Below are 26,507 nucleotides of genomic sequence, written 5' to 3' on the forward strand. Positions count from 1 at the left end.
GAAATAATAATAGTGTGAACAGGGAGTGTTTAATATGCTTAATAGGTATGAAGGATATGCATGGAATGATAGGTTTTTACCTAGGCTGACAACCAATCAAATTAAGGAATTACCAAAAGAAGATGCTTTAGTAATACTGCCGATTGGAGCGGTAGAACAACATGGAACACATTTGCCCGTTTATACTGACACTTTACTTGCTGAGACTGTATTAACTGAAACATTTCAATATTTACCCGAACATTTAAACATATGGCTTCTGCCTGCTCTTCCGTATAGTAAAAGTAATGAACATGCTATGTGGAGTGGAACTATATCATTGTCTTTTACAACATTACAGGGAATTATTATGGATATTGCCAAAAGTATAAAACAGAGCGGTTTTAAACGACTCATCATTTTTAATACACATGGAGGCAATAATGATCTATTAAAAATGATGATGAGAGAAATTCGACTTGAGACAGGAATGAGCGTCTTTTATATATTTATTGGTGCATTACCTATAGATACGGCTTTATTTAATGATGTGGAAATCAAATACGGAATCCATGGAGGGGCTTTGGAAACCTCGATGGTTATGGCGTCGCGACCAGATTGGGTTCGAACGGAATACGTATCAAAGGATATTTCTGAACAAATAGTACACTCCAAATACTTAAAGTATCAACAAGGTAATTTTGCTTGGACAATTGATGACATATCTACTAATGGAATATGTGGGGATGCAAGAGATGCTTCGGCTGAAAAGGGGAGAATCATTTATCAGCAGCATTCCAAATTAATTGCTGAAATATTATTAGAGATGGCTGAGTTCGAGTTCTATCACATCAATAAGGAAGGAGTGCAGCCATGACTGTTTCACACAAAGAAACTCTTTTAGGAAATAGTTCGAGCACCTTAGATTCTAAATCTCCTGCTGTTATATCAATTGAACAGGTAAATAAAAGGTATCAATCTTCTACCATAGCACTTGAAAATGTAAATTTACAAATCCATAATCGAGAGTTTATTTCATTTGTAGGGCCTTCTGGATGTGGGAAGTCAACCCTACTAAGAATGATAGCTGGACTTGGAGAACCTACAAATGGAAATATAAGTGTTCTAGGAACAACTCCAGAAATTGCCCGGCAAAAAAATGGTGAGGTAGCGTTTGTATTTCAAGAATCTACACTGTTACCATGGCGCAGTGTTTATCAAAATGTCATATTGCCTCTGGAGTTAAGTGGAGTATCCAAAAAAGTACAAAAAGAAGAAGGATACCGAGTACTTGAGTTAGTCGGATTAAAGGATCATGTGAAGGCATTACCTAATCAGCTTTCTGGTGGGATGCGCATGAGAGTTTCAATAGCGAGAGCTTTAATTGCGAAACCGAAACTATTGCTGATGGATGAACCCTTTGGAGCATTAGATGAAATTACTCGTCAAAATTTACAAAATGAGCTTTTAAATATCTGGGAAAAAGAGGAACTTACGGTATTGTTTGTGACACATAATGTTTTTGAGTCGGTCTTCATATCAAATAGAATTGCCATTATGACACCAAGACCTGGAAAAATATCTGCATTAATTGATGTTGATTTACCATATCCTCGCGAAGAAAATTTGAGAAGCACACACCGATTTAGTGAATTAGTAGCGACAGTTTCCGAAAAATTAAAGCATTAATTTTTTAAAAGAATCGAAAAAACGCGAAATATATAGATAAACATATGCACTTTATTTTAAAAAAAATCTTTCATCACAAGACAGATTTTTATTACAAAGAAGGGGGACTAGATATGAATCAATCTATTTCAAGGAAACTATTACATTTCTTAAATGAAGATCAAGTAATAACAGATTCTTCTTCTCTTGAACGCTTATCAAAAGATTATTATTGGTACTCACCGGTGCTTAAAGAAATGCTCGACAATAAAATTGCTGATTGTATTGCAGTGCCAGAAAACGAAAATGATATGATTAACATTCTCTTAATGGCTGTAAAAGAGAGAATTCCAGTAACAGTACGCGGTGCTGGAACAGGAAATTATGGTCAAATTATACCAATAAACGGCGGCATTCTTATGGATATTTCAAGAATGAATAGAATTATTGAGATAAATGACGGATCAGTAAAAGTACAACCAGGGGTTAAATTAGGTTTACTTGAAAGAAAACTAAGAGATGAAAATCAAGAGTTGTGTATTTACCCTAGTACTTACATGAAGTCAACTGCTTCTGGCTTTGTATGCGGAGGGTCCGGTGGAATTGGTTCAATTACTTGGGGAAATTTGTGGGATGGAAATGTCTTAGGCATAAGGATAATTACAATGGAGGATTCCCCACGTGTAATACAAATAGAAGGAGAAGAATTGATTAATTATATTCATAGTTACGGAACAACAGGGATCATAAGCGAGATTGTTTTTCGAATAACAGAAAAGATTGAATGGCAGCAAATAATAGTTTCGTTTGAAGATTTAGAGAAATCCTTGCGCTTTGCAAAAGCAGTATGCGAAACTCATCAATTTAAGAAAAGATCTGTATCAACCTGTGAATGGCCGATCCCATCTTTCTTTAAACCTTTAGAAAAAATGATTAAAGCAGAAAAGCATATTGTAATTTTAGAAATAGAAGAAAGTTATTTTGAGGAACTGAAGGAAATAATTAACCAATATGAGGGAGAAGTTACGTATACAATTCCCTCAGAACAATATCATAAAGGAATTTCTTTATCAGATTTTACATGGAACCATACAACTTTATGGGCGTTAAAGTCTAATGAAAAAATGACTTATTTACAATGCAGCTTTAACTTAAATCATTATCTTGATCAAATTAAGTTAATTAAAAATAGGTTTGGCGATGAATTTTACATCCACTTTGATTGGTTTAGAAGTAAGGGTGAATTAATACCCCAGGCAATTCCTTTGGTTCGTTTTTCTAGCAAAAAACGTTTGGATGAGATGATAGAATTTTGCGAGTCAATAGGGGTAAAAATATTTAATCCACATACACCTTTACTTGAAGAAGGCGGTTGGGAAGAACATATTGATTCGGTTTTAAAAATAAAGAGGGAAAACGATCCTTATAGCTTGTTAAACCCTGGGAAAATAGGTGTGTTACTCGATATCTGAAATAGGGATATAACTATTCGTTCAGTGTATTAAGTTTTATAAAAGGGGTTGAGAAATAAAATGGAAATGGAGATTAGAAATAAAAGAAATAAAATAGAAAAAAACGAACAACCTAGATTTAACTCTAAAAAAGGCTTAGTAAAAAATCCTCGTCTTTTTGAGGTCTATCTCATGCCCTTAGTTGCGTTTGTCCTTTTCATATTAATTTGGCAATTTGGCGTTCAAATCACCGGTGCTCCTCATTATATATTACCTAAACCAACAGATATTTTTAATGCTGCAATTGAAAATTCCTCAAATATGTTTCTATCTGTCGTACGAACGATATCTGCAGCTTTAATAGGATTTATCATAAGCGTTGTTGTTGGGATTACAGGTGCCATTATTATGGCAAGCTCAAAAATTTTACAAAAAAGTTTATATCCTTATGCAATATTATTGCAAACAGTTCCAATTGTTGCGATAGCACCAATCATTGTTATTTGGTTTGGATCAGGAATAAATGCAATCGTTGTTATAGCTTTCATTATAGGATTCTTTCCGATGCTATCTAACACACTAGTAGGTTTAAATTCTACTGATCATAACATGATTAATCTATTTCAAATGTATAGTGCATCAAAGTGGCAAATAATGTTTAAACTTCGTTTGCCAGCGGCATTGCCTTACATTATGGCTGGTTTAAAAATTTCTTGTACATTAGCGATTGTCGGTGCAATCGTCGGAGAATATGTAGCTGGCATTGGGGGTGGGCAAGGAGGACTTGGTTATGCCATTACTGTTGCTGCTGCAAGACTTCAAACACCATACTTATTCGCACTAGGTCTCGCTTCATCAATATTAGGAATTTTGTTTTTCTTAGTGGTTAATGCCTTTTCAAAGTGGGTTCTAAGCTCATGGCATGAATCAGAAATGAAAATTGAAAATTAAATAATAAATATTGATTAAAAGGGGATATATGAAAATGCGAAAATATAGAATGATTAAATCAAAACTCGGTTTAACTATTAGTATTCTTTTCATTATCGCATTGGTAGCAGGATGTAGTTCATCACAAGAAAATAAGGATGGTAATAAATCAATAAAGGCTGTATTAAATTGGTATGCTCAGCCAGCACATGGTGGTTTGTATGCAGCTGATAGTAAAGAATTTTATGATGAAGCCGGCTTGGATGTAAAAATTGAGCAAGGTGGACCACAAGTATCTCCTACACAAATAGTTGCCTCAGGAAAAGCACAATTTGGTATCTCACATGCAGATGAAATTTTAATTGCGGTAGATGAAGGTCTACCATTAGTAGCTGTTGCAGCCTCTTTTCAAACAACACAACAAGCATTTGCCTTTCATAAAGGGCAAGATATTAAGGATATTCCAGATTTTAATAATCGTACAGTATTTGTAACACCTGGAGCTGGATATTGGGAGTTTCTTAAGCAGAAGTACGATTTAAGTAATGTAAAAGAAATGGCACACACGGGAACATTAATTAATTTTATTGCAGATGAACAAGCAGTTGCTCAAGTATTTGCTGCATCTGAGCCTTTTGTTTTGGAAAAAGAAGGCGTTGATATTGATATGTTATATCTAAAAGACACAGGTTATTCACCGTATTCAAATGTCATATTTACAACGGAAAAATTTCTAAAAGAGGATCCAGAGGCAGTTAAAGCATTTGTTGAATCCACAATTAAAGGCTGGAATTACTATAATGATCATCCAGCAGAGGTAAACAAATATTTAAAAGAAGTAAATAAGGACTTAGATGTTGAATTAATGGCAAAAGAAGCTGAGGCACAAAAGGAATTCATTTATGATGGGGATGGCAAAACTCACGGAGTAGGGTTTATGAAAAAAGAGTCTTGGGAGGAAATGAAAGAGATTTTGTTAAATTTAAATCTAATAAAAGATGATATTGATGTGAGCAAAGTATTTACGACAGAGTTTTTACCACATAATTAGTTATTTGTAAGGGCATTAGGGAATTTTGCATTTAAGGAAATGTAAAGATTTCCTTTTGCCTTATTCTAATAATTTTTGTCAAGTGAAGGAGAATTTGAGTTGATCCATCTAATAAATGTTCGGTTCCCTTTTATGTCGGATTCCCTTTTCTATAACATAAGTATACAAAATGGAAAGATAAAAAATATTAAGGCACAACAGTCCTATGATTTTGATGAAACAGCCACCTCAATTGAAAGCAAGCTGTTTATTAATGAAATAAATAGCTTAAATCGGAAAGGACATAAGGTTGATGTATGTGGAAGAGTTGTATTACCAGCCTTTGTAGATTCACATATGCATTTAGACAAAGCATTTTCATTAGCCTTTGCTCCAAATCAATCAGGGACATTAATAGAGGCAATCCAGAGTTACCATTCTGCGATGCCATTCCTATCATTTGAAAATATGAAACAGCGGATGTTCCGCACGGTTCTCCAAGCATTGTCCTTTGGTACAACTACAATCAGGACTCATATTGACTTTGATACGAAAGCGGATAAGGAAGTTGTGTTTCGAGGTTTTCAAGCGGCATTAGAAGTAAAAGAAAAATTAAGAAACTTTATTGATATTCAGATTTTCCCGATGTGCCCTTTTTATGAGCTTGAAAATAGTGATCTTGAAATGCTAGATGAAGCGATGTTAATGGGTGCTGATGGTATCGGTGGTGCCCCTCACCTAGCATCAGAACCGCATAAAAATATCGAGAATATTTTTAAATTGGCAATGAAACATAATAAGGTTATTGATTTGCATACAGACGAAAGCGACAATCCAAATGTAAAAACGATAAAAACAATTATTGAGCAATTAGAAAAAAATGATTTTAATAATCGTGTCGTTGTGGATCATCTTTGTTCACTATCAGCAATGGAAGATCGTGAAGCACATGAAATTATAAATAATCTAGTTAAGTCTGAAATTTCTGTAATAACATTACCAGCTTCAAATATGTATTTACAGGGAAGAAGTGACCGAGGACTTGTACGAAGGGGAATAACAAGGATACGAGAATTATATAATTCCGGAGTGCCAATAGCTCTTGCATCAGATAATATAAATGACCCTTTTCACCCATTTGGCAGATGTGATTTAGTTTTGATGGGCCTTTTAACAAGTTATGCTGCTCATTTTGGAAGTCCACAGGACTTAAAGAAATTGCTTAAAATGATGACCTCTATTCCAGCTTCTATTGTAGGATTAGATTCTTACGGGTTAGAGGAGGGAAAGGCAGCTAATTTAGTTATTATTGATGCTTATTCAATTGACGAAATCTTTTCCAAAATTCCAGATCGAAGATGGTTGTATAAGAATGACCACTGGACGGTTAGAACAGATGGAAACCCTATTTTTCAGCAAAAATATCTCAATGAAATTTGGGATGAGAATGCAAATAGTATAAATAGGACGAGGTGAACATTTTTGTTTGATTTAGTAATAAAAAATGTAAAGCATTTTGAAACAAATCAAATAATAAATATTGCTGTAAAAAATGGAGAAATTTCTGCTATAAAAGAGGCTGATACAGACCTCGAGACACTAAAAGAAATAGATGGACAATTTGATTTAATATTACCTCCATTTGTTGAATCACATATTCATTTAGACACAGTTTTTACAGCTGGTGATCCATGGTGGAATGAAAGTGGAACAGTAATGGAAGGAATTAAAGTATGGAATGAGAGGAAAAAATCATTAACATATAATGACGTTAAACAGAGAGCATTAAAGGTTTTACGTTTACTTATCGTTCAAGGAGTTTTACATGTACGTGCACATGTGGATATTTCTGACCAAAATTTAACTGCATTAAAAGCAATTTTAGAAATAAAAGAAGAAATGAAAGATTATATTCAATTACAAATTGTAGCATTCCCACAAGATGGAATTATATCGTGTAAAAGAAATGTAGAAAGACTAGAGGAAGCACTGAAATTAGGAGCATATGCTATTGGGGCAATTCCCCATTACGAATATACGAGAGAATATGGTTTAAAGTCATTAGATATTTGCTTCTCTTTAGCTGAAAAATATAATTGTATGATAAATGTATTTTGTGACGAAATTGATGATTCACAATCAAGGTTTCTTGATGCAGTAGCTGCAAAAACGATTGAATCAGGACTATATGAACGAGTAACAGCTAGTCATGCAAATGCTCTTTCTCTATATGATGAGGCTTACGTAGAAAAACTGCTACCGATTATACAAAAAGCTAAGTTAAATATTATAGCTTGCCCACTAATTAGCAGCTCTAGTCAAGGACGCTCGGGAGGCTTTCCAAAAAATAGAGGAATAACAAGAGTCAAGGATTTATGGAATGCGGGTATTAATGTTTCCATAGCACACGATGATATTATGACCCCATTTTATCCTCTTGGAAATGGAAATATGTTGCAAGCTGCTCATATGGCAGTCCATGTTTGTCATATGACTGGAAGAGAAGAAATGGAAGAAGTTTTTAATATGATTACAAAAAGAGCCGCTAAAACACTTCAAATCGAAGAAGGTTATGGTCTGCAAATAGGAAAGCCTGCAAATTTTATCACATTACCTGTTCATGATAAATTTGAAGCTATTCGTCTTCAACCAACCCCTAGATTAGTTGTAAGTAGAGGAAATATTATTTCATCAACACCTAAAAATGAAAGCAAACTTTATTTTTAAAATAAATAATGTGAAAATTCATAAATTACTTCATTAAGGATAACTACCAAAGGAATAAAGAGAGAGGAACTTTTAGAAATATGTTACCTATTGAACGTAAAATGAAATTATTAGAGCAAGTGAATACTACAGGAAAAATTGAAATTGACGAGCTTGCAGAGCAATTAAATGTTTCTTCAATGACGATTCGCCGTGATTTATCTAAGCTTGAAAAAGACGGAAAGCTTGTAAGAACTCATGGAGGTGCAGTTTCGCTACAATCCTTAACGACTGAAACACCCTATGTAAATAAAATAACTCTTCGTGTAAAAGAGAAACGATTAATTGCACTTGAAGCACTAAAGCTAATCCCAGAAGGAGCAAGTGTTTTTCTTGATTCTGGTACAACAACACTAGAAATTGCTAATATCATTAAAGAAAGAAATGATCTACACATTGTAACGAATGATTTAAACATTCTACAAATGCTACTACACTCTCCATCAAATATTATTTGTACAGGTGGAAATTTACAAAATGGATTAGGTGTTTTCTATGGGCCTCATGCAGAGGACTTATTGCGATCTATAAATATTGACATTCTTTTCTTAGGAGCCCATGCAATTGATATTGAAAGGGGAATAAGCGCTCCAACATTAGAAAAAGCCATGTTGAAAAAAATGATGATAAAAACGGCAAAACAAACATGGGCTGTATGTGATTCTAGTAAATTTGATAAACATTCATTTGCTCATGTTTGTAATTTAAGTGAAATAAACGGGATTATAACTGACAATTTATGTATAAAAGAAAAAATGAAAAAATATGAAAATAGAATATCAATAATATATGCCCATGGAAACTAAGGGGTGATCATGTTGAAAATAGCAGTTATTTCCGATGATTTAACTGGAGCAAATGCAACAGGGGTTAGTCTATATAATCAAGGTTTTTCTACAGCAACAGTTTTAACAGAACCTGAAAATTTTCCAATGACTAAATATGATGCGATTTGTTTTAATACTGACACTAGATATGTATCAAAAGAGATTGCTAGAGAACGTATTGAAATAGTTACAAAAGTATTATTAGATAAAGGTGCTGAAATCATCTGTAAACGAATAGACAGTACTGTTCGAGGAAATATTGGCGTTGAAATCGATGCGATTTTAAGTTGTATGGGTGAAGGTGCAATAGCAATCGTCGTCCCTTCATATCCACAATCCGGAAGAACTATGATAGGTGGTTATTTATTATTAAACGGTACGCCTGTTCAAGAAACTGAAGTTGCAAAGGATCCAATTTCTCCATTAAAGCAATCTTTTGTACCGAAAATTATTGAAATGCAAAGCACTAGAAAAGCTGCCTTAATAGAAATAGAGACTGTACTGCAAAGTGAAGAAGAAGTGAAGTCTGCAATTTTGGTTCACATTAATGAGGGGTACCAAATTATAGTGATAGATGCTATAACTCAAGAACAAATTGATAGAATAGCTTTATCAATGGCGAGCTTGCCATTTTCGTTCGTCCCTGTAGACCCAGGACCGCTTTCAGTTTCGTATGTCAAAAGGAAATTAAGGAGTACAATGAAGGAACCCAAAATAGTATTAAGCATTGGTAGTTGTACTTCTCTTTCTGCTAATCAAATAAAAAATTGTATTAAAGCATTCAATATAAAGCCAGTTTATGTTTCTCCTTTTGAACTAGCAAATAATAATGAAAGTAGAGAGGATGAAATAAACCGGGCTATTAAACTAGGAATTGAAAGGTCAAAAGAAGAAAATATTATTTTAATAACTACTCTTTTTCCAGGACAAGAAATGTTAGATCTGAAGGCGTTAATTTCCGATCAGCATCTTTCAGAAGAATCTGTAGCAAAACTGATAACGAATAGTCTTGCAGAAATTACCCTTCAAGTAATACAGAATAGTCATTCGGCCATAAATGGGTGTTTTTCAAGTGGTGGTGATGTAACTTCATCCCTTTGCGAATGTGCGCAGACTACATGTATAGAGCTCCATGATGAGGTTGTTCCACTTGCTGCTTATGGGAAATTAATAGGAGGCAATCTGGATGGTATGCATATCGTAACAAAAGGCGGAATGGTTGGAAATGAAAAAACTATTATAGAGTGTGTCAATTTTTTAAATAGAAAAATAGATCAAGGTTTATCGATTTAAATTTTTGTATTAAGTTCAACTAACAATCGGTGGGGGCGAGGAAGCCCTCCACTATCAAATCAAGAAATAAATTTATAAGAAGAAAATTCGACAAAATTCTCAAAATTCCCTTGACGAATGAAGGGAAGGGGAGTATTATATAGAGGTTGGTTCTTTGGGGAATTAGGTATTATGACCTAATTTAATAAATGTCAAATTTCGAGTTTATCATTATGCGGGTGTAGTTTAGTGGTAAAACTACAGCCTTCCAAGCTGTTGTCGTGAGTTCGATTCTCATCACCCGCTCCATACATAGTAACAACGCAGTGTTTCGTTTCAAAGAAGAACGAGGTATTGCGTTTTTTTATTTTTACACTGAAAAAGGTGCTATTTTTAGCACCCAATAATCTTATATTCAGCTTCTCCCCCGTGAATTTGAATAAACATATTCTTTAAGGAATCTACCATTTCATTTGCCTCATCTTTGTTCATAGATGGCCGTAAATAAACGATTTGTATAGCATTCTTTGTTTTTTCTGTGACGCATGTTCTTTCAGAATCGACAAAAGGACTGCCGAAAGGACCTATTTCATCACAAGAAACGATTAATCGATGAAGTGAATTAGGTCTGCCGTTTAGTCCAATATACTCTTCAGCTTCTTTGCCAAGAGTAACTGCCAGTCTCCCCATAAGCTTGTCCCTATCATAAACACCAATCGGAATTTGAAATTGCAAAGAGAAGAAGTTATTGAGATCAGTTGAACTGTTTACAGGCTGTAAATAATTTTGCTTTTTAACCCTTCTGTATAAGGCTTCTGCTGAGTGGCGATAACGGTTTGGATCTTTTCCGACAGTCTTAAAAATTTGTCTCCATTCTTTAATACCATCTAAATCTGTTACATTCTTTTTTTCTAAGTCAAAATAGATGGATTCCTGAAACAGTTGCAATCGCCCTTTTACCATCTGGGGAGATTCCCCTACTTCAATATTCTGATATTGAATGACCCCTATTTTAAAATCAGGGATGAGTGTGCAAATCTCTTCAGAAATACGAATTTCCACCCTTTCCACCTCCAAAATCAATTAAAAATAGTTTATCATAATAAGCGGTGATTAAATAATATTATAGACCTTCATTATAGATATAAGACAAGAGAGGAGGTACAAGATGAACGTGATCCAATTAAAGCAAGAAATTATTGAATATAGTAAAAAAATCGGGATTGATAAAATCGGCTTCACGACAGCAAATCCTTTTGATGAAATGAAAAATCGCCTTATTCGTCAGCAGGAGCTTCAATATCAATCTGGATTTGAAGAAAAGGATATTGAAAAAAGGGTAAACCCTGCTTTGCTTCTGGACGAAGCCCGCTCAATCATCTCGATTGCTCTTGCCTACCCATCAAAAATGAGCCAAAGAGTTGAAAGTAAAAAAGGCGAAAGGCGAGGAATTTTCTGCCGAGCTTCTTGGGGAGTTGATTATCATATCATCTTACGAGAGCGGCTGCAAAAGCTTGAAGATTTTATAAAAGAAAAAGTTCCCGAAGCAAAATGTAAGTCAATGGTGGACACAGGTGAATTAGTGGACAGGGCTGTTGCAGAGCGTGCTGGAATTGGCTGGAGCGGGAAAAATTGCTCCATCATAACACCAGAGTTTGGATCTTATGTTTATTTAGGAGAAGTGATTACGACCATTTCCTTTGAACCAGATCAACCGATGGAAGATCGGTGTGGAACATGCAATAAATGTGTGGAAGCTTGTCCAACAGGTGCATTAGTTCAAGGAGGACAATTGAATTCTCAAGCCTGCATTGCCTTTCTCACACAAACGAAAGGAGTTCTTCCAGTAGAATTCCGTGAGAAATTAGGAAATCGAATTTATGGCTGTGATTCTTGCCAAACGGCTTGTCCGGAAAATAAGGGAAAGGATTTTCATTTTCATGCTGAAATGGAGCCAGACCCAGAAATTGCAAAGCCTCTTCTTAAACCTCTTCTTCAAATTAGCAATCGGGACTTTAAAGAACATTTCGGGCCTATTTCAGGATCGTGGAGAGGTAAAAAACCAATCCAGCGAAACGCTATTATTGCTTTAGCTCATTTTAAAGATGAAACAGCTGTTGATGATCTTATTGAAGTGATGATGGTGGATTCACGTCCAGTCATTAGGGGAACTGCAGCTTGGGCATTAAGCAAAATTGGAGGCAATTCCGCACATCTTGCATTGGAAAAAGCACTTCTAAAGGAAAAAGATGATGAAGTGCTGAAAGAAATTAATCAAGGATTAAGTTTTATTAAGTAATGAGGCGTGTCCATAAGGGCTGCCTCATTTTTTTTCAATTAGTAAAGTTAAAGTGTATAAGCGTAACGAAGCATTCACCAAAAAAGACTTGGCGAAAACCAAGTTTTTGTAATGTGAAATTCAAATTCCTTTCATATATATGATATGGAAAGGAGTGATTGCCCATGAGAGAGCAGCTTCAAGAGCTTTTGGAAAAAAGGGTACAGCAATGTGTTTCTCATTCTAGGAGCTCGTCTCACACATGTCCAAAAATAGAGAAGAAAAAAGAGGGACTTACGAAGCGTTCAGGGGAAATTGTTAAAGCAAAAGCTATTGGAAAAATTATTACTATAGGAAAAACAAAGGAAGAATTACATTCCGTTCAATACAATGTCCACCTGAAATATTTAGTTAAACACAAAGGCATGCTCTTTATGGAGGAAGAAATAGAACATCGTAAAGCGGAATTTTATAAAGGGATAGTAGTGGAAGATCAAGAAGTAAATCCTTATGAAGAATTATCTCGAGAATATGAACAGCAAGTCGAAGAAGAAGAGTTTGAAGAAAGAGTTACTTATGAGTACAATCGATTAAAAGCAATACAATATGCGGAAAGATGGTGGAATAGTAATAATCCAGCCTATGAAACCTTTGAAGTAGATTGTACTAATTATATTTCCCAATGTCTCCATGCAGGAGGTGGTCCAATGAGAGGTTATCCTAATAGGGGCCAGGGCTGGTGGATGATGAAAAAGGATTGGAGCTATAGCTGGTCAGTAGCTAATTCAATGAGGTTGCACTTGCCTATAGCAAAAATTGGTCTTCGAGCAAAAGAGGTTTCAAGTCCAGAGGAATTACTGTTGGGAGATGTTATTTGCTACGATTTCCAAGGTGATGGGCGATACGACCATACGACAATTGTTACAGCGAAAGATGCAGACGGCATGCCTTTAGTAAATGCGCATACTTGGAATAGTAGGCTAAGATATTGGGCTTATGAAGATTCGACTGCTTATACTCCGAATATAAAATATAAATTCTATACAATTTTAGATGATCAATAAGGTCGTCAATTGCTTTTCCTGTAGACGTGACAAAATCAGTGGTATAATAGTATATATAGCTTAATTTTGAGGTGAAAAACGTGGCATTACATATAGTTTTATATCAACCAGAGATACCAGCAAATACCGGGAATATTGCTCGTACATGTGCAGCAACAGATACAACTTTGCACTTAATTCGCCCACTCGGCTTCTCGACCGATGATAAGATGTTAAAGCGTGCCGGTCTGGATTATTGGGAATTCGTAAATATTATTTATCATGATTCCATAGCGGAATTTTTTGAAAATAATGAGGGTGGGGAATTTTTCTATTTAACAAAGTTTGGAACAAAACCCCATTCTTCTTTTGATTATAGTAATAAAGAAAAGGATTATTACTTCATTTTTGGAAAAGAAACGACTGGCCTTCCTAAAGATATTATTGAAAAGAATAAGGAACGTGCACTTAGAATTCCAATGAATCAAAACGTACGTTCATTAAATCTTTCGAATACAGCTGCCATTCTAATTTATGAAGCATTGCGTCAGCAGGATTATTTAGAGTTGTTATAGGAAATGGCCTGAATTCAATTCAGGCATTTTCTATTGACTAGATATAGTAGATTAACATTCCAAGTTTACCTAAAGGACTGAGGGAACTTGGGTATAATGAACCTGATAGGTGAAAGGATGAGACACCATGAATGAAAATATTAATCTTCTTATGAATCATCGTTCAATTAGAAAATTTGAGGACAAGCTATTAACAAGAGAACAAATTGAAGTCATTGTTAAGTGTGCACAATCTGCCGCGACATCCAGCTTTATTCAAGCTTATTCAATTATTGGAGTTACAGATAAGGATAAGAAAATGAAATTATCCGAGCTCGCAGGAAACCAAAGCTATGTAGCAAATAATGGCCATTTCTTTGTATTTTGTGCTGATTTATCCAGACATGAACAAATTGGAGAAATGGAAAACAAAGACTTAATTCCTTCAATAGAAAGTACTGAAAAATTTATGGTTGCTCTGATTGACACGGCATTAGCCGCTCAAAATGCAGCGATTGCAGCTGAATCCTTAGGCCTTGGCATTTGTTATATTGGTGGAATCCGTAATAATCTTGATGAAGTAAGCAAGCTTCTCAAAACCCCAAAACGGGTCCTTCCATTATTCGGTCTTGCTGTAGGCTACCCTGCACAAATGACGGATAAGAAGCCAAGACTTCCCCTTGAACATGTATATCATGAAAATGAGTATAGACAAAATAATGAAGAGTATCGTAATCAGCTTCAACTTTACAATAACATCATATCTGAGTATTATGTAGCAAGGACAAATGGAGAAAGAAATGATACTTGGACAAGCCAAATGGCAAACATGCTGGAAAAGCAATCAAGAATGTATATGAAAGAATTCGTCCAAAAAACGGGGATGGATCTTAAATAAAAGGTTTGTTATTACTCTGTGTTGAAAATGCTATTTAGTTGTTGATTTTCGTTGCAGGCGAGTGCCTGCAACGGAAATCAACAGGGAAGTTTTACATAGACAAATAAAAAAAACTGCTGGGATCAGCAGTTTTTTTTATTTATTAACTCCAGGCTTATCTTCGTAACCAGCTGTGAAAATTGCAGCAAGGAATGCAACCATAACACCGATAATGATAATAGTACCCATGTATATGTAATCCTCCTTTATATTCTTTTTCAAATAATTAAGTATACAGGCTTATTATAGCCCAATAAAATGAAAGTGTGAATAAAATCTGTGGATATTTTTTTACACTTATAAATAAATTTGGATATCTCCCAAGAAAAAGTTAATTTGAATCTTTAAAAGAAAAACCACTAATAAAAAGGACAACCGAAACTATTCTCTGGTTTGCATCATCATTTGGAAGAGCGCATACAGTATATTAATCGTCTCTGAAAATGCACAGGGGGAGGTCCTTATGGATATTCTAAAAAAAATTGAGATGTACCGACATGAAGAAGAAAAGCTCAAATGGGAAGGGACTTTTGGAGAATATTTGGAAATCATTAAAGAAAAGCCATGGGTTGCACAGTCTGCACATTCCCGGGTATATAATATGATCAAAGATGCAGGTGTGGAAGAGGTAAAGGGGCAGAAACGATATCAGTTTTTCTGCAATCAATTGTTTGGTCTCGAGGAGGCGCTTGAAAGGCTTGTAGAAGAATACTTCCATCCAGCAGCAAAAAGGCTGGATGTCCGAAAAAGAATTTTATTGCTGATGGGACCTGTAAGTGGAGGGAAGTCAACATTAGTTACCATGTTGAAAAGAGGCTTGGAAGCATATTCACATCATGATAGGGGAGCGGTCTATGCTATTAAAGGCTGCCCAATGCATGAGGATCCTTTACATTTAATTCCACATCATTTTCGCAAGGATTTCAATGATGAATATGGGATTAGAATTGAAGGAAATCTATCTCCATTAAATATGATGCGGCTTGAACAAGAGTATGGTGGAAGGATTGAAGATGTTCTTGTGGAACGGATTATTTTTTCAGAAGATCGTAGGGTTGGAATAGGTACATTCAGTCCTTCTGATCCTAAATCACAGGATATCGCTGATTTAACAGGAAGTATCGACTTTTCAACGATAGCTGAATTTGGATCTGAGTCCGATCCAAGGGCTTACCGTTTTGACGGGGAACTGAATAAAGCAAATCGGGGCATGATGGAGTTCCAAGAGATGCTTAAATGTGATGAAAAGTTCTTGTGGCATCTTTTATCCTTAACACAGGAAGGGAATTTTAAAGCAGGCAGGTTTGCGTTGATATCTGCGGATGAGCTTATTGTGGCTCACACGAACGAAACGGAATACCGTTCATTTATTTCAAATAAGAAAAACGAAGCATTACACTCCAGGATCATTGTTATGCCAATTCCGTATAACTTAAAGGTTACGGAAGAAGAAAAGATTTATGACAAGATGATCCGTGAAAGTGATGTATATGATGTTCATATCGCTCCACATACATTAAAGGTTGCCGCAATGTTTACGATCCTAACTCGTCTAAAGGATCCGAAAAAAGGTGATATCGATTTAGTGAAGAAAATGCGTCTTTATGATGGAGAAAGTGTAGAGGGCTTTAATAAGGCTGACGTGGAGGAATTAAAGAAGGAATATCCGGATGAAGGAATGAGCGGCATTGACCCACGATATGTGATCAATCGAATATCCTCTACCATCATTCGCAAAGAGGTTTCTTCTATCAACGCTCTTGATGTATTAAGATCATTAAAGGAAGGATTAGATCAGCATCCATCCATTACGCCAGAGCTTAAGGAGCGCTATTTGAATTATATTTCACTAGCACGGAAGGAATATGATGATATTGCGAAGAAAGAAGTTCAGAAGGCATTCGTTTATTCTTATGAAGAATCTGCGAAAACATTAATGGATAATTATCTAGATAATGTGGAGGCGTATTGTAATAAATCTAAGCTCCGTGATCCGTTAACAGGTGAGGAAATTAATCCAGATGAAAAGCTGATGCGTTCAATTGAAGAGCAAATTGGCATTTCTGAAAACGCCAAAAAAGCATTTAGAGAGGAAATTTTAATTCGCATTTCTGCCTTTGCTCGCAAAGGAAAAAGATTTGACTATAATTCTCATGATCGTCTTCGTGAAGCGATACAAAAGAAATTATTTGCTGATCTCAAGGATGTCGTAAAAATCACTACTTCAACAAAAACGCCAGATGAACAGCAGCTTAAGAAAGTGAATGAAGTCGTTGCCCGCTTAATAGATGAGCATGGCTATAACTCGACATCTGCGAATGAATTGCTTCGCTATGTTGGAAGTTTATTAAATCGATAACTTATAAGGCATATTTAAAAGGACTGACAGGTTGCTATCAGTCCTTTTAATTTTGTGTTTATTGGATTTTTTATGAAAAATTAGCTTGTCCATTTTAGCTAGGCGAACTCCCTATTATCAAAATTATTTGTAAATTATTTTCGTTTCTTGCATAGGATAAAGTAATAAACATTCTTAGTATTAAGTTGTCCAAAGCGGTTCAAAAAGGTTTATAAATAGCTGTTCATTTGATTTTAATCTAGACACTCTCGATATAGTATGTTGACTAGTTAGAATTGTGATTAAAAATTTTATAAAGGAGGGCTTAATATGACAGATGCCAATAGCCATCAGTTTGTGATTTCGCAAGAAGATTGGTCCCTCCATCGCAAAGGCCATGATGACCAGCAACGCCATCAGGAAAAAGTTCAGGATGCCATCCGAAATAATTTACCTGATCTAATAACAGAAGAGAGTATAGTTATGTCGAATGGTCGAGAAGTAGTAAAAATCCCGATTCGTTCATTGGACGAATATAAAATTCGTTATAATTATGATAAAAACAAGCATGTTGGCCAAGGAGATGGAGATAGCCGAATTGGTGATGTAGTGGCCCGTGATGGATCGAGCGGCCAAAAAGGGCCAGGGAAAGGGCAAGGTGCAGGCGATCAGCCAGGCGAAGATTATTTCGAAGCAGAAGTATCTTTAATGGAAATTGAAGAGGAACTATTTAAACAGCTGGAGCTGCCAAATTTAAAACGAAAAGAACAACAAGAGCTTATTGTTGAAAACATTGAATTTAATGATATCCGAAAAACAGGATTGATGGGTAATATTGATAAGAAACGGACAATGATGGCTGCATTTAAGAGAAACGCAATGACAGGAAAGCCAAGTTTTCACCCCATCTATAAAGAAGATTTAAAATTTAAGACATGGAATGAAATCATTAAACCTGAATCGAAAGCAGTCGTATTGGCGATGATGGATACGAGTGGTTCGATGGGGATATGGGAAAAGTATATGGCTAGAAGCTTTTTCTTCTGGATGACGAGATTTTTACGAACAAAATATGAAACGGTTGAAATCGAATTTATTGCACATCACACCGAGGCTAAAGTAGTATCAGAGGAAGATTTCTTTTCAAAAGGTGAAAGCGGAGGTACCATTTGTTCATCTGCCTACCGAAAAGCACTTGAGATCATTGAAGCAAAATACAATCCTCGCAAATTTAATATTTACCCATTCCATTTTTCAGACGGTGACAACTTGACCTCAGACAACTCTCGATGTGTGAAGCTTGTTGAGGAATTATTAGAAGTGTCAAATATGTTTGGGTATGGTGAGGTAAATCAGTACAACCGCCACAGCACCCTCATGTCAGCCTACAAAAACATTAAACATGATGATTTCCGATATTATATTCTGAAGCAAAAAGTTGACGTATTCCATGCAATGAAGAGCTTTTTCAAACAAAAAGATGCAAAGATGCACGCGTAAAATAGAAAAACGCAGACTACTTATATAGGTCTGCGTTTTTTGTTGATTTGTTGAAGTAAAAATGAATTCAGTTTTTCATTAAACATCAGTTGAATTTTTCTAGCTTTTATAAAGACAGTTTGTGCTGTTTATCGATAAATATCTATCAAAACTATTGAAAGAGTAGATATTAATTAAAAATGACTACGTAATGTTTCATTTTATGACTTTATTTAATATAGCTTTTATTAGTGGGTCTTTTTCTTAGAAAAAATTTCTTGGATTAGTAGTTCCGACATAATATTTAAAAACAAAAGTAGAAGTATTTCATAGGATAAAGAACTAATTAAAAAGTAGAAGATAATATTTACTCTTGATTAAAGAAAGGTTATGACAAGTTGTCATGGCCTTTCTTTACTTGGTGAATATATACAAATCAGGACTTTGTAATATACAAGTATTACCAATTATAGAGTTGAAAATAATATTTATTCTTCATATAATTAAAAATTTTTACTAAATTGACATATTTCGATAGAAAAATAGCGTAGACTATGCCATAATATTCTTAAAATTTATTATATTATAATATTTATGACTTTAAGGTAGGTGTCAATGTGAGCAAAAAACCTATTCTTCAAATAAAGGATTTAAAGGTGTCCTTCCAATCTGGAAAAAAGTTTGTTCCAGCAGTAGATGGAATCAGCTTTGAATTAAATGAAGGTGAGATTTTAGGGATTGTAGGAGAATCCGGGAGTGGAAAGAGTGTAACTTCACTAACTACGATGGGATTGATTCCTTCGCCGCCTGGGAAAATCGAAAATGGTGAGATTATTTTTGAAGGAAAAGATTTAAAAAATATTTCTGAAAAAGAGTGGAGAAAAATCCGTGGGAATCAAATTTCTATGATCTTCCAGGAACCAATGACTTCACTTAATCCGCTTTTTACTATAGGAAACCAGCTCATGGAAGCGATTCGACTACATACCGATTTTTCGAAAGCACAAGCGAGAGTCAGAAGCATAGAGTTACTTAAACTGGTTGGAATTCCAAGAGCGGAAGGGATTCTTTCGGAGTATCCACATCAGCTATCAGGTGGGATGAGGCAAAGGGTCATGATAGCTATGGCGATGGCTTGTAATCCGAGGGTGTTGATAGCGGACGAGCCAACAACAGCACTTGATGTAACCATTCAAGCTCAAATTCTTGCGCTTATGAAGGATTTAAACGAAAAAACCAATACATCCATCATCCTCATTACTCACGATTTAGGTGTTGTAGCAGAAATCTGTGAACGAGTGATTGTTATGTACTCTGGGGAAATCGTCGAGCAGGGTGACGTTCGGACGATCCTGAAAAATCCTCAGCATCCTTATACAAGAGGATTGTTGAAATCAGTACCTGATTTGAGAGGGAAGAAAGACCGCCTATACAGCATTCCTGGAAATGTTCCGGCACCAGGAACCTTGCATAAAGGCTGCAGGTTTGCAGCAAGGTGTTCTGAAGTGTTTAGCCGATGCAATGATGAATCACCTGAATTATACAAAATGAAAAATGACGGACATGAAGTACGATGCTTCTTACATACATTGAAGGAAGGGAGTGACGTACATGTCGGAGTTACTTCTTGAGGTAAACGGTCTGAAAAAGTATTTCCCAATAACTGGGGGGATCTTAGGCAGGAAAAAAGGAGAAGTCAAAGCAGTAGATAATGTTTCTTTTTATGTGAAAAAGGGAGAAACTCTTGGAATCGTAGGAGAAAGCGGCTGTGGCAAGTCGACTACCGGACGTCTGCTCATGCGATTAATTGAAGCCAGTGATGGAAGAATTGTTTTTGAAGATAAAGAAATTACGAGCATGAGCAAGTCAGAATTAAGAAAAACGCGCAGAGATATCCAAATGGTTTTTCAGGACCCGTATGCATCACTAAACCCAAGACATTCTGTCGAGCAAATTTTAGAGGAACCATTGATTGTTCATGGTATTGGCACAAAAGAGGAACGCAAGCAGCGAGTAAAGGAGATGCTCGAGGTTGTCGGTTTAAGCAGCTATCATGCTAAAAGATATCCGCATCAGTTCAGCGGTGGTCAGCGTCAGCGGATAGGGATTGCAAAAGCATTGATGACCAAGCCGAAACTTATCATTGCCGATGAACCTGTTTCAGCACTCGATGTATCTATTCAGGCCCAGGTCCTCAACCTGATGAAAGACATACAAAATGAATTTCAGCTTACATACATATTTATCGCCCACGATTTGGGGGTTGTCCGACATATTAGCGACCGAGTTGGTGTTATGTATTTAGGCAGATTAATAGAGTTGGCTGAAAGTGAAGAACTGTATGAAAATCCTAAGCACCCATATACTCAGGCACTCCTTTCTGCTGTTCCGATACCGGATCCAGATATTAAGAGAGAGACGATTTTAATTCAGGGCGAGCTTCCAAGTCCAGCAAATCCGCCATCTGGATGTGCATTCCATACTAGATGTGCACAGTTTATGGATATTTGTAAAATGACTAGACCAGAAGAACACAATCTAAACGGTCATTATGTTGCGTGTCACTTGTATAACAAGTAGCAAGCAGCACTTATGATAAAAAAACAAAAAATAGGGGGAAAATGCTCATGAGAAAAAAGACTTTCAAGTTGCTGCTGATTTCATTGTTAGCAATCAGTATGTTTCTTGTTGGCTGTAACAGTAAAACAAACGAAAAAGCAGGCAGTAATGATAATAACAATGAATCTACTCCGAAAAAAGACACGCTTGTTTATGGACGCGGTGGGGATTCCACTTCACTTGATCCAATTTCAACAACAGAAGGTGAAACATTCAAAGTTACCGAAAACATCTTTGAAACATTGTTAGAGTATGGAGACCAAGATACAACGGTTAATCCTGGTCTTGCAGAAAAGTGGACTGTTTCAGATGATGGTTTAAGTTACACATTCAACCTTCGTCAAGGGGTAAAATTCCATGATGGCACTGATTTTAATGCCGAAGCGGTAGTATTTAACTTTGACCGCTGGATGAATGGTAATGCAGATAGCTTTCCTTACTATTCAATGTTTGGAGGCTATAAAGGTGAAGAAGGACACGTTATTAAAGAAGTAAAAGCTGTTGATGATTATACCGTTCAATTTGTGCTGACTAGACCTCAGGCTCCGTTCCTTAAGAACTTAGCGATGTCACCGTTTGGGATCGCCAGCCCTACAGCTGTAGAAAAGTATGGCGACAAATTCAGAGAAAATCCAGTTGGAACAGGTCCGTTTAAATTCGTTGAGTGGAAACAAAACGATACCATTACACTTGAGAAAAATCCAGATTATTGGCAAGAAGGTTTACCTAAGTTAAACAAAGTTATTTTCCGTGTCATTCCTGAAAACACTGCACGTCTGAATTCTCTAACAAATGGCGAGATTGACATTATGGATGGCCTTAATAATTCAGATGAAGCAACTGTACTAGGTAACGACAAATTACAAATTATCGAACGTCCATCTATGAACGTTGGTTATCTCGGTTTAACAACAACTCGTAAACCATTTGATAACAAGCTTGTTCGTCAAGCTATTAACCATGCAATCGATAAGAAATCAATCATTGATGCATTTTATGGCGGCAAGGCAGATCCAGCAGTCAATCCTATGCCTTCTTCTATTGAAGGCTACAATGATGCAATCGAACCATACCCATATGATTTAGATAAAGCGAAAGCATTATTGAAAGAAGCTGGATATGAAAAAGGATTTGAAATTGATTTATGGGCAATGCCTGTTGCACGTCCATATATGCCTGAAGCACAAAAGGTTGCAGAGGTCATTCAAGAAAGCTTAAGTCAAATTGGTGTTAAAGCTAATATCCAATCTGTTGAATGGGCAACGTATTTAGACAAAGCGGCAAAAGGTGAGTTTGATATGTTCATGCTTGGCTGGACGGGTGACAATGGAGATCCTGATAACTTCCTATACACTTTACTTGATAAAGACAGCATTGGCAGCAACAACTATTCTCAATATAGCAATGACGAACTTCATGATGTGTTAATTCAAGCACAAACAGAAACTGAACAAGCGAAACGTAACGATCTTTACAAAAAAGCTCAAGAAATCATCCATGACGATGCTCCTTGGGTTCCGCTAGTTCACTCAACACCATTGTTAGCAGCAGCGAAAGATGTGGCCAATTATTTACCACATCCAACTGGCTCTGAAGCGTTAACGAAAGTGGAATTTAAATAATAAACATGAATAGGGGAGGGGATCTTCCCCTCCTCTTTTTTGGCTAATAGTAAAGTATAAGTTTATTAATGTACTAAAGTATGGTGTGTTTTTAATTTAATATCTGCTAATAAGATCGCACAGAGAAAACTAAGGCATTCGCAAAAAAGGACTTGGCGAACGTCAAGTTTCTCTAAGCAAATGGCACAAAAGGGGTGACAAGCATGTTCACTTATACGGTTCGTCGTATTTTATCATTAATACCCGTTTTATTTGGAATGACAATAATTGTTTTTGCAATCATTCATGCAATTCCTGGTAACCCTGCTCAGGTCATTCTTGGTCAAAGGGCAACACAAGAGTCAATCGCACTGGTAACGAAGGAATTAGGTTTGGATAGGCCATGGTACATACAATATTTTGATTATATTAATAAACTTTTACATGGAGATTTGGGCACTTCATTAAGGACAAGGGGGCCAATAAACGAAGAAATATGGCCATTCTTGGCAGCGACATTTGAGCTGACACTTGTTGCAATGATTATTGCTATCGTTATTGGCGTAAATGCTGGAATCATTAGTGCATGGTTTTCAAAATCATGGTTTGATTATTTTGCCATGCTCCTTGCACTTATTGGGGTATCAATGCCGATATTCTGGCTTGGTTTAATGATGCAATGGGGATTTGCCAATGAATTAGGATTATTTCCAACAACAGGAAGGGAGAATGTCAGAGACCCAGTAACTGCCATTACAAATCTCTATTTAATCGATACATTAATTCAAGGAAGGTTTGACCAGTTTGCTACAGTTGTTAAGCATTTAGTCTTACCGAGCTTTGCTCTTGCCACGATACCGATGGCCATTATTGCAAGAATGACACGTGCCACGATGTTGGAGGTTATGAAATCAGACTACATTCGTACTGCTAGAGCAAAAGGATTAAGAATGTTCTGGGTCGTGTATAAGCATTCTTTAAAAAATGCAGTCATTCCAGTTCTTACAGTTATCGGTTTGCAAACTGGATTATTGTTAGGCGGAGCGATATTAACTGAAACGATCTTTGGCTGGCCGGGAATTGGCCGATATTTATACGATGCTATTTTGTACCGTGATTATCCAGTGATTCAGTCAGGAATATTAATCATTGCAGCGATCTTTGTTTTGATAAACTTGATCGTTGATCTGTTATACGTCTTTGTCGACCCGAGAATTAAGTATACAAAATAGGAGGGATTATTAGTGGCTGAACTCGCAAAAAACACGGAAAATATTCCGTCGATATCCACAGAAGAGAAGCTAACTCCTCCTTGGAAGGAAGCTTGGCTGTCGTTTTCTAAAAATCGAATGGCTTTAGTAGGTTTAGGTATTGTCATCTTCTTTATCATATTAGCAATAATCGCTCCTTATATAGCTCCGTATAGTTTTAAAGAACAGGTTTTAGCAGAGAGAATGCAGGCTCCTTCGAGCAAGCATTGGTTCGGTACGGATGACTTTGGTCGAGATATCTTTTCGCGTGTTATATATGGAGCAAGGATTTCATTATGGGTAGGATTTTTTTCTGTGTTAGGATCGGTCGTTTTTGGGACGATTTTAGGAATTGTAGCTGGATACTATGGTCGTTGGGTCGATGCAGTTATCTCGCGAATCTTTGATATCCTGCTAGCATTTCCAAGCATTCTTTTGGCTATTGCAATCGTTGCTATTTTAGGACCATCATTACAAAATGCTTTGATTGCCATTGCAATTATAAACGTCCCGAACTTTGGAAGGCTCGTACGGTCAAAGGTGCTGAGTATTAAACAAGAAGAATACATTATGGCAGCACGTGCAGTAGGAATGAAAGATACTCGAATTCTATTCCGGCATATTTTGCCTAATAGTATTTCACCTGTAATCGTTCAAGCCACACTTGCGATTGCTACTGCAATTATTGAAGCTGCTGCATTAGGATTCCTTGGAATGGGAGCTCAAGCTCCAACACCAGAGTGGGGGAAAATGCTTGCAGATTCTAGAAATTATATCACTCAGGCTCCATGGACTCTCATTTTTCCAGGGTTAGCAATCATGCTAACAGTTTTAGGCTTTAACCTAATGGGAGATGGGCTTAGAGATGCCCTCGATCCGAAAATGAAGCAATAAGATAGAGACTCCAATGGGGAGTCTCTATCATTTTAAAAATAAAGAATGCGAGGGGAATCAGAGATTAATATGGAAAACAAAAATCAAAATGAAAAAACAACAGGCTTTGAAAAGGAAATTCAAACTGATTTTCGTAAAGACATGTCCTATGGAGATTATCTTCATCTTGATAAAATCTTATCTAGCCAGCATAGATTATCCGAACATCATGATGAAATGCTATTTATCATCATCCATCAAGCTAGCGAGCTTTGGATGAAATTAATCATTCATGAGCTTTCTGCAGCCACTGAATGTATTCTAAAAAATAATCTAGATTCTTCTTTTAAAATGCTCTCACGTGTTTCACGAATTCAGCAGCAGTTAATTCAATCATGGAGCGTTTTGTCTACATTAACCCCAGCTGATTATTTACAATTTCGCGGGAAATTAGGTCATTCGTCAGGCTTTCAGTCCTATCAAAATCGATTAATAGAATTTGCACTTGGACATAAAAATCCCAATACTCTATTAGTTTATCAACATGATAAGGTCCTATATGATACATTGGATAACGCCCTTAATGAACCAAGTATTTATGATGCTGCCATTCAAGCTTTAGCAACTAGAGGCTTGCCTGTTGATCAAAAGGTATTAAATAGAAATTGGTCATTGCCATATGAGTCAAATATGAGTGTAGAGGAAGGTTGGCTGACAGTTTATCGAAATGTAAATAAATATTGGGATCTTTACGAATTAGCAGAGAAGCTAGTCGATATAGGAAGCCAGCAGCAATTGTGGCGATACAATCATATGAGCACAGTTGAAAGAATTATTGGTAATAAGAAGGGGACTGGGGGATCATCAGGTGTAAATTATTTAAAAAAGGTGCTTGATCATCAGTTCTTTCCTGAGTTATGGAGCCTAAGAACAAAGCTTTAAATGTGGAGGAGATTTGCATGAATAAGTGGATTGATATATCTCAAAGATTAGATAATAAAATCCCTGTTTGGCCAGGTGATACTCCTTTTTCATATAAGATTAGCTGGAGCATGGAGGACAGTGGATCAGTTAATGTGGGTCAAATAACGATGAGCACCCATACTGGAACGCATATTGACGCACCATTCCATTTCGATAACGATGGGAAGAGAGTCATTGATTTAGATGTAAATGTATACATCGGTCCTGCCCGTGTTATTCATCTCCACGATACAAAGAGTATTTGTGTAAATGAATTAAAAGAGCATAATCTTTCAGGAGTTACTCGATTATTAATCAATACAGGTGCATGGACGAATCGTTCAGAGTTTCCGAAAAACATTCCTCATTTTGAGCCTGAAGCTGCTAGTTATTTAGCTGAAATAGGTGTAAGACTTATCGGTCTTGACCTGCCATCTGTTGATCCTTTAGATAGTAAGGAATTACCTGCTCATCATGAGCTTACTAGACATGGACTGCATATTTTGGAAGGCCTTGTATTGGATGATATTGACGAGGGAGATTATGAGCTTGCTGCTTTGCCATTGCCTCTTGTTGAAGGAGATGGAAGTCCGGTACGAGCAGTATTGAAAAAAATAGACTAATATAAAGGATATTCACCTAATGGAAT

The 26,507-nt window shown here is 36.2% G+C and carries 23 protein-coding genes and 1 tRNA gene; 23 read left to right on the forward strand and 1 reads right to left on the reverse strand.

From position 1 onward, the window contains the following. Positions 1 to 34 precede the first annotated feature (34 nt). The 10 genes from FSZ17_RS07165 to FSZ17_RS07210 all read left to right on the forward strand — a co-directional run bounded on the left by FSZ17_RS07165 (position 35) and on the right by FSZ17_RS07210 (position 10,232). Positions 35 to 856, forward strand: coding sequence for a creatininase family protein (locus FSZ17_RS07165; RefSeq protein ID WP_057774769.1), 822 nt, complete (start codon positions 35 to 37; stop codon positions 854 to 856). Beyond that, positions 853 to 1,668: an ABC transporter ATP-binding protein gene (locus FSZ17_RS07170; RefSeq protein WP_057774764.1), complete on the forward strand. Its 816-nt coding sequence runs from the start codon at positions 853 to 855 to the stop codon at positions 1,666 to 1,668. Before FSZ17_RS07165 ends, FSZ17_RS07170 begins: the two co-directional genes overlap by 4 nt. A gap of 113 nt (positions 1,669 to 1,781) precedes the next feature. After that, the gene (locus FSZ17_RS07175; protein WP_057774760.1) at positions 1,782 to 3,119 is read left to right on the forward strand and encodes an FAD-binding oxidoreductase; all 1,338 of its coding nucleotides are present in this window, start codon (positions 1,782 to 1,784) and stop codon (positions 3,117 to 3,119) included. Between the two features lie 60 nt (positions 3,120 to 3,179). Beyond that, positions 3,180 to 4,049 carry an ABC transporter permease gene (locus FSZ17_RS07180; RefSeq protein WP_057774757.1) on the forward strand — a complete coding sequence of 290 codons (870 nt, stop codon included), beginning with the start codon at positions 3,180 to 3,182 and terminating at the stop codon, positions 4,047 to 4,049. Positions 4,050 to 4,083: 34 nt separating this feature from the next. Beyond that, a complete protein-coding gene (locus tag FSZ17_RS07185; protein WP_057774753.1) occupies positions 4,084 to 5,079 on the forward strand; it encodes an ABC transporter substrate-binding protein in 996 nt (331 codons plus the stop codon). 99 nt (positions 5,080 to 5,178) lie between these two features. Next, complete coding sequence (locus tag FSZ17_RS07190) at positions 5,179 to 6,534, forward strand: amidohydrolase family protein (RefSeq protein WP_057774751.1); 1,356 nt, start codon at positions 5,179 to 5,181, stop codon at positions 6,532 to 6,534. Positions 6,535 to 6,540: 6 nt separating this feature from the next. After that, positions 6,541 to 7,785 carry a cytosine deaminase gene (codA, locus tag FSZ17_RS07195; protein ID WP_057774749.1) on the forward strand — a complete coding sequence of 415 codons (1,245 nt, stop codon included), beginning with the start codon at positions 6,541 to 6,543 and terminating at the stop codon, positions 7,783 to 7,785. Positions 7,786 to 7,865: 80 nt separating this feature from the next. Beyond that, positions 7,866 to 8,630, forward strand: a complete 765-nt coding sequence (locus FSZ17_RS07200) for a DeoR/GlpR family DNA-binding transcription regulator (protein WP_057774744.1) — start codon at positions 7,866 to 7,868, stop codon at positions 8,628 to 8,630. A gap of 9 nt (positions 8,631 to 8,639) precedes the next feature. Beyond that, positions 8,640 to 9,944: a four-carbon acid sugar kinase family protein gene (locus FSZ17_RS07205; protein WP_082625331.1), complete on the forward strand. Its 1,305-nt coding sequence runs from the start codon at positions 8,640 to 8,642 to the stop codon at positions 9,942 to 9,944. Between the two features lie 214 nt (positions 9,945 to 10,158). Beyond that, positions 10,159 to 10,232, forward strand: a tRNA-Gly gene (locus FSZ17_RS07210). An 84-nt stretch (positions 10,233 to 10,316) separates the two neighbouring features. Here the strand turns inward: FSZ17_RS07210 and FSZ17_RS07215 are convergent. Then, on the reverse strand, positions 10,317 to 10,985 hold the full coding sequence (locus tag FSZ17_RS07215; protein WP_057774739.1) for a B3/B4 domain-containing protein: 669 nt from the start codon (positions 10,983 to 10,985) through the stop codon (positions 10,317 to 10,319). Positions 10,986 to 11,091: 106 nt separating this feature from the next. Here FSZ17_RS07215 and queG point away from each other — a divergent pair, with 106 nt between their 5' ends. The 13 genes from queG (at position 11,092) to kynB (ending at position 26,481) form a co-directional block, all read left to right on the forward strand. Continuing rightward, on the forward strand, positions 11,092 to 12,222 hold the full coding sequence (queG, locus tag FSZ17_RS07220; protein WP_057774736.1) for a tRNA epoxyqueuosine(34) reductase QueG: 1,131 nt from the start codon (positions 11,092 to 11,094) through the stop codon (positions 12,220 to 12,222). A 164-nt stretch (positions 12,223 to 12,386) separates the two neighbouring features. After that, positions 12,387 to 13,265 (forward strand): amidase domain-containing protein, encoded by an 879-nt coding sequence (locus FSZ17_RS07225; protein WP_057774733.1) that lies wholly within the window; start codon positions 12,387 to 12,389, stop codon positions 13,263 to 13,265. Between the two features lie 80 nt (positions 13,266 to 13,345). Beyond that, complete coding sequence (gene trmL / locus FSZ17_RS07230; protein WP_057774730.1) at positions 13,346 to 13,819, forward strand: tRNA (uridine(34)/cytosine(34)/5-carboxymethylaminomethyluridine(34)-2'-O)-methyltransferase TrmL; 474 nt, start codon at positions 13,346 to 13,348, stop codon at positions 13,817 to 13,819. Positions 13,820 to 13,946: 127 nt separating this feature from the next. Next, on the forward strand, positions 13,947 to 14,696 hold the full coding sequence (gene nfsA, locus FSZ17_RS07235; protein WP_057774729.1) for an oxygen-insensitive NADPH nitroreductase: 750 nt from the start codon (positions 13,947 to 13,949) through the stop codon (positions 14,694 to 14,696). 502 nt (positions 14,697 to 15,198) lie between these two features. Further along, on the forward strand, positions 15,199 to 17,094 hold the full coding sequence (locus tag FSZ17_RS07240) for a PrkA family serine protein kinase (RefSeq protein ID WP_057774726.1): 1,896 nt from the start codon (positions 15,199 to 15,201) through the stop codon (positions 17,092 to 17,094). A 309-nt stretch (positions 17,095 to 17,403) separates the two neighbouring features. Beyond that, positions 17,404 to 18,573 (forward strand): sporulation protein YhbH, encoded by a 1,170-nt coding sequence (gene yhbH, locus FSZ17_RS07245; RefSeq protein WP_057774724.1) that lies wholly within the window; start codon positions 17,404 to 17,406, stop codon positions 18,571 to 18,573. Positions 18,574 to 19,169: 596 nt separating this feature from the next. Continuing rightward, positions 19,170 to 20,183 (forward strand): ABC transporter ATP-binding protein, encoded by a 1,014-nt coding sequence (locus FSZ17_RS07250; RefSeq protein WP_057774721.1) that lies wholly within the window; start codon positions 19,170 to 19,172, stop codon positions 20,181 to 20,183. Continuing rightward, positions 20,164 to 21,132: an ABC transporter ATP-binding protein gene (locus tag FSZ17_RS07255; protein ID WP_057774718.1), complete on the forward strand. Its 969-nt coding sequence runs from the start codon at positions 20,164 to 20,166 to the stop codon at positions 21,130 to 21,132. Before FSZ17_RS07250 ends, FSZ17_RS07255 begins: the two co-directional genes overlap by 20 nt. Positions 21,133 to 21,179: 47 nt before the next feature. Then, entirely contained in the window at positions 21,180 to 22,793 is a 1,614-nt protein-coding gene (locus FSZ17_RS07260; RefSeq protein WP_057774715.1) for an ABC transporter substrate-binding protein, read from the forward strand. Between the two features lie 203 nt (positions 22,794 to 22,996). Further along, the gene (locus FSZ17_RS07265) at positions 22,997 to 24,004 is read left to right on the forward strand and encodes an ABC transporter permease (protein ID WP_057774713.1); all 1,008 of its coding nucleotides are present in this window, start codon (positions 22,997 to 22,999) and stop codon (positions 24,002 to 24,004) included. 12 nt (positions 24,005 to 24,016) lie between these two features. Further along, positions 24,017 to 24,916 (forward strand): nickel transporter permease, encoded by a 900-nt coding sequence (nikC, locus tag FSZ17_RS07270; protein WP_057774711.1) that lies wholly within the window; start codon positions 24,017 to 24,019, stop codon positions 24,914 to 24,916. A gap of 69 nt (positions 24,917 to 24,985) precedes the next feature. After that, positions 24,986 to 25,837 carry a tryptophan 2,3-dioxygenase gene (kynA, locus tag FSZ17_RS07275; RefSeq protein ID WP_057774708.1) on the forward strand — a complete coding sequence of 284 codons (852 nt, stop codon included), beginning with the start codon at positions 24,986 to 24,988 and terminating at the stop codon, positions 25,835 to 25,837. A gap of 17 nt (positions 25,838 to 25,854) precedes the next feature. Further along, the gene (kynB, locus tag FSZ17_RS07280; protein WP_057774705.1) at positions 25,855 to 26,481 is read left to right on the forward strand and encodes an arylformamidase; all 627 of its coding nucleotides are present in this window, start codon (positions 25,855 to 25,857) and stop codon (positions 26,479 to 26,481) included. Positions 26,482 to 26,507: the final 26 nt, after the last annotated feature.

Source organism: Cytobacillus dafuensis (assembly GCF_007995155.1).
Taxonomy (GTDB): Bacteria; Bacillota; Bacilli; order Bacillales; family Cytobacillaceae; genus Cytobacillus; species Cytobacillus dafuensis.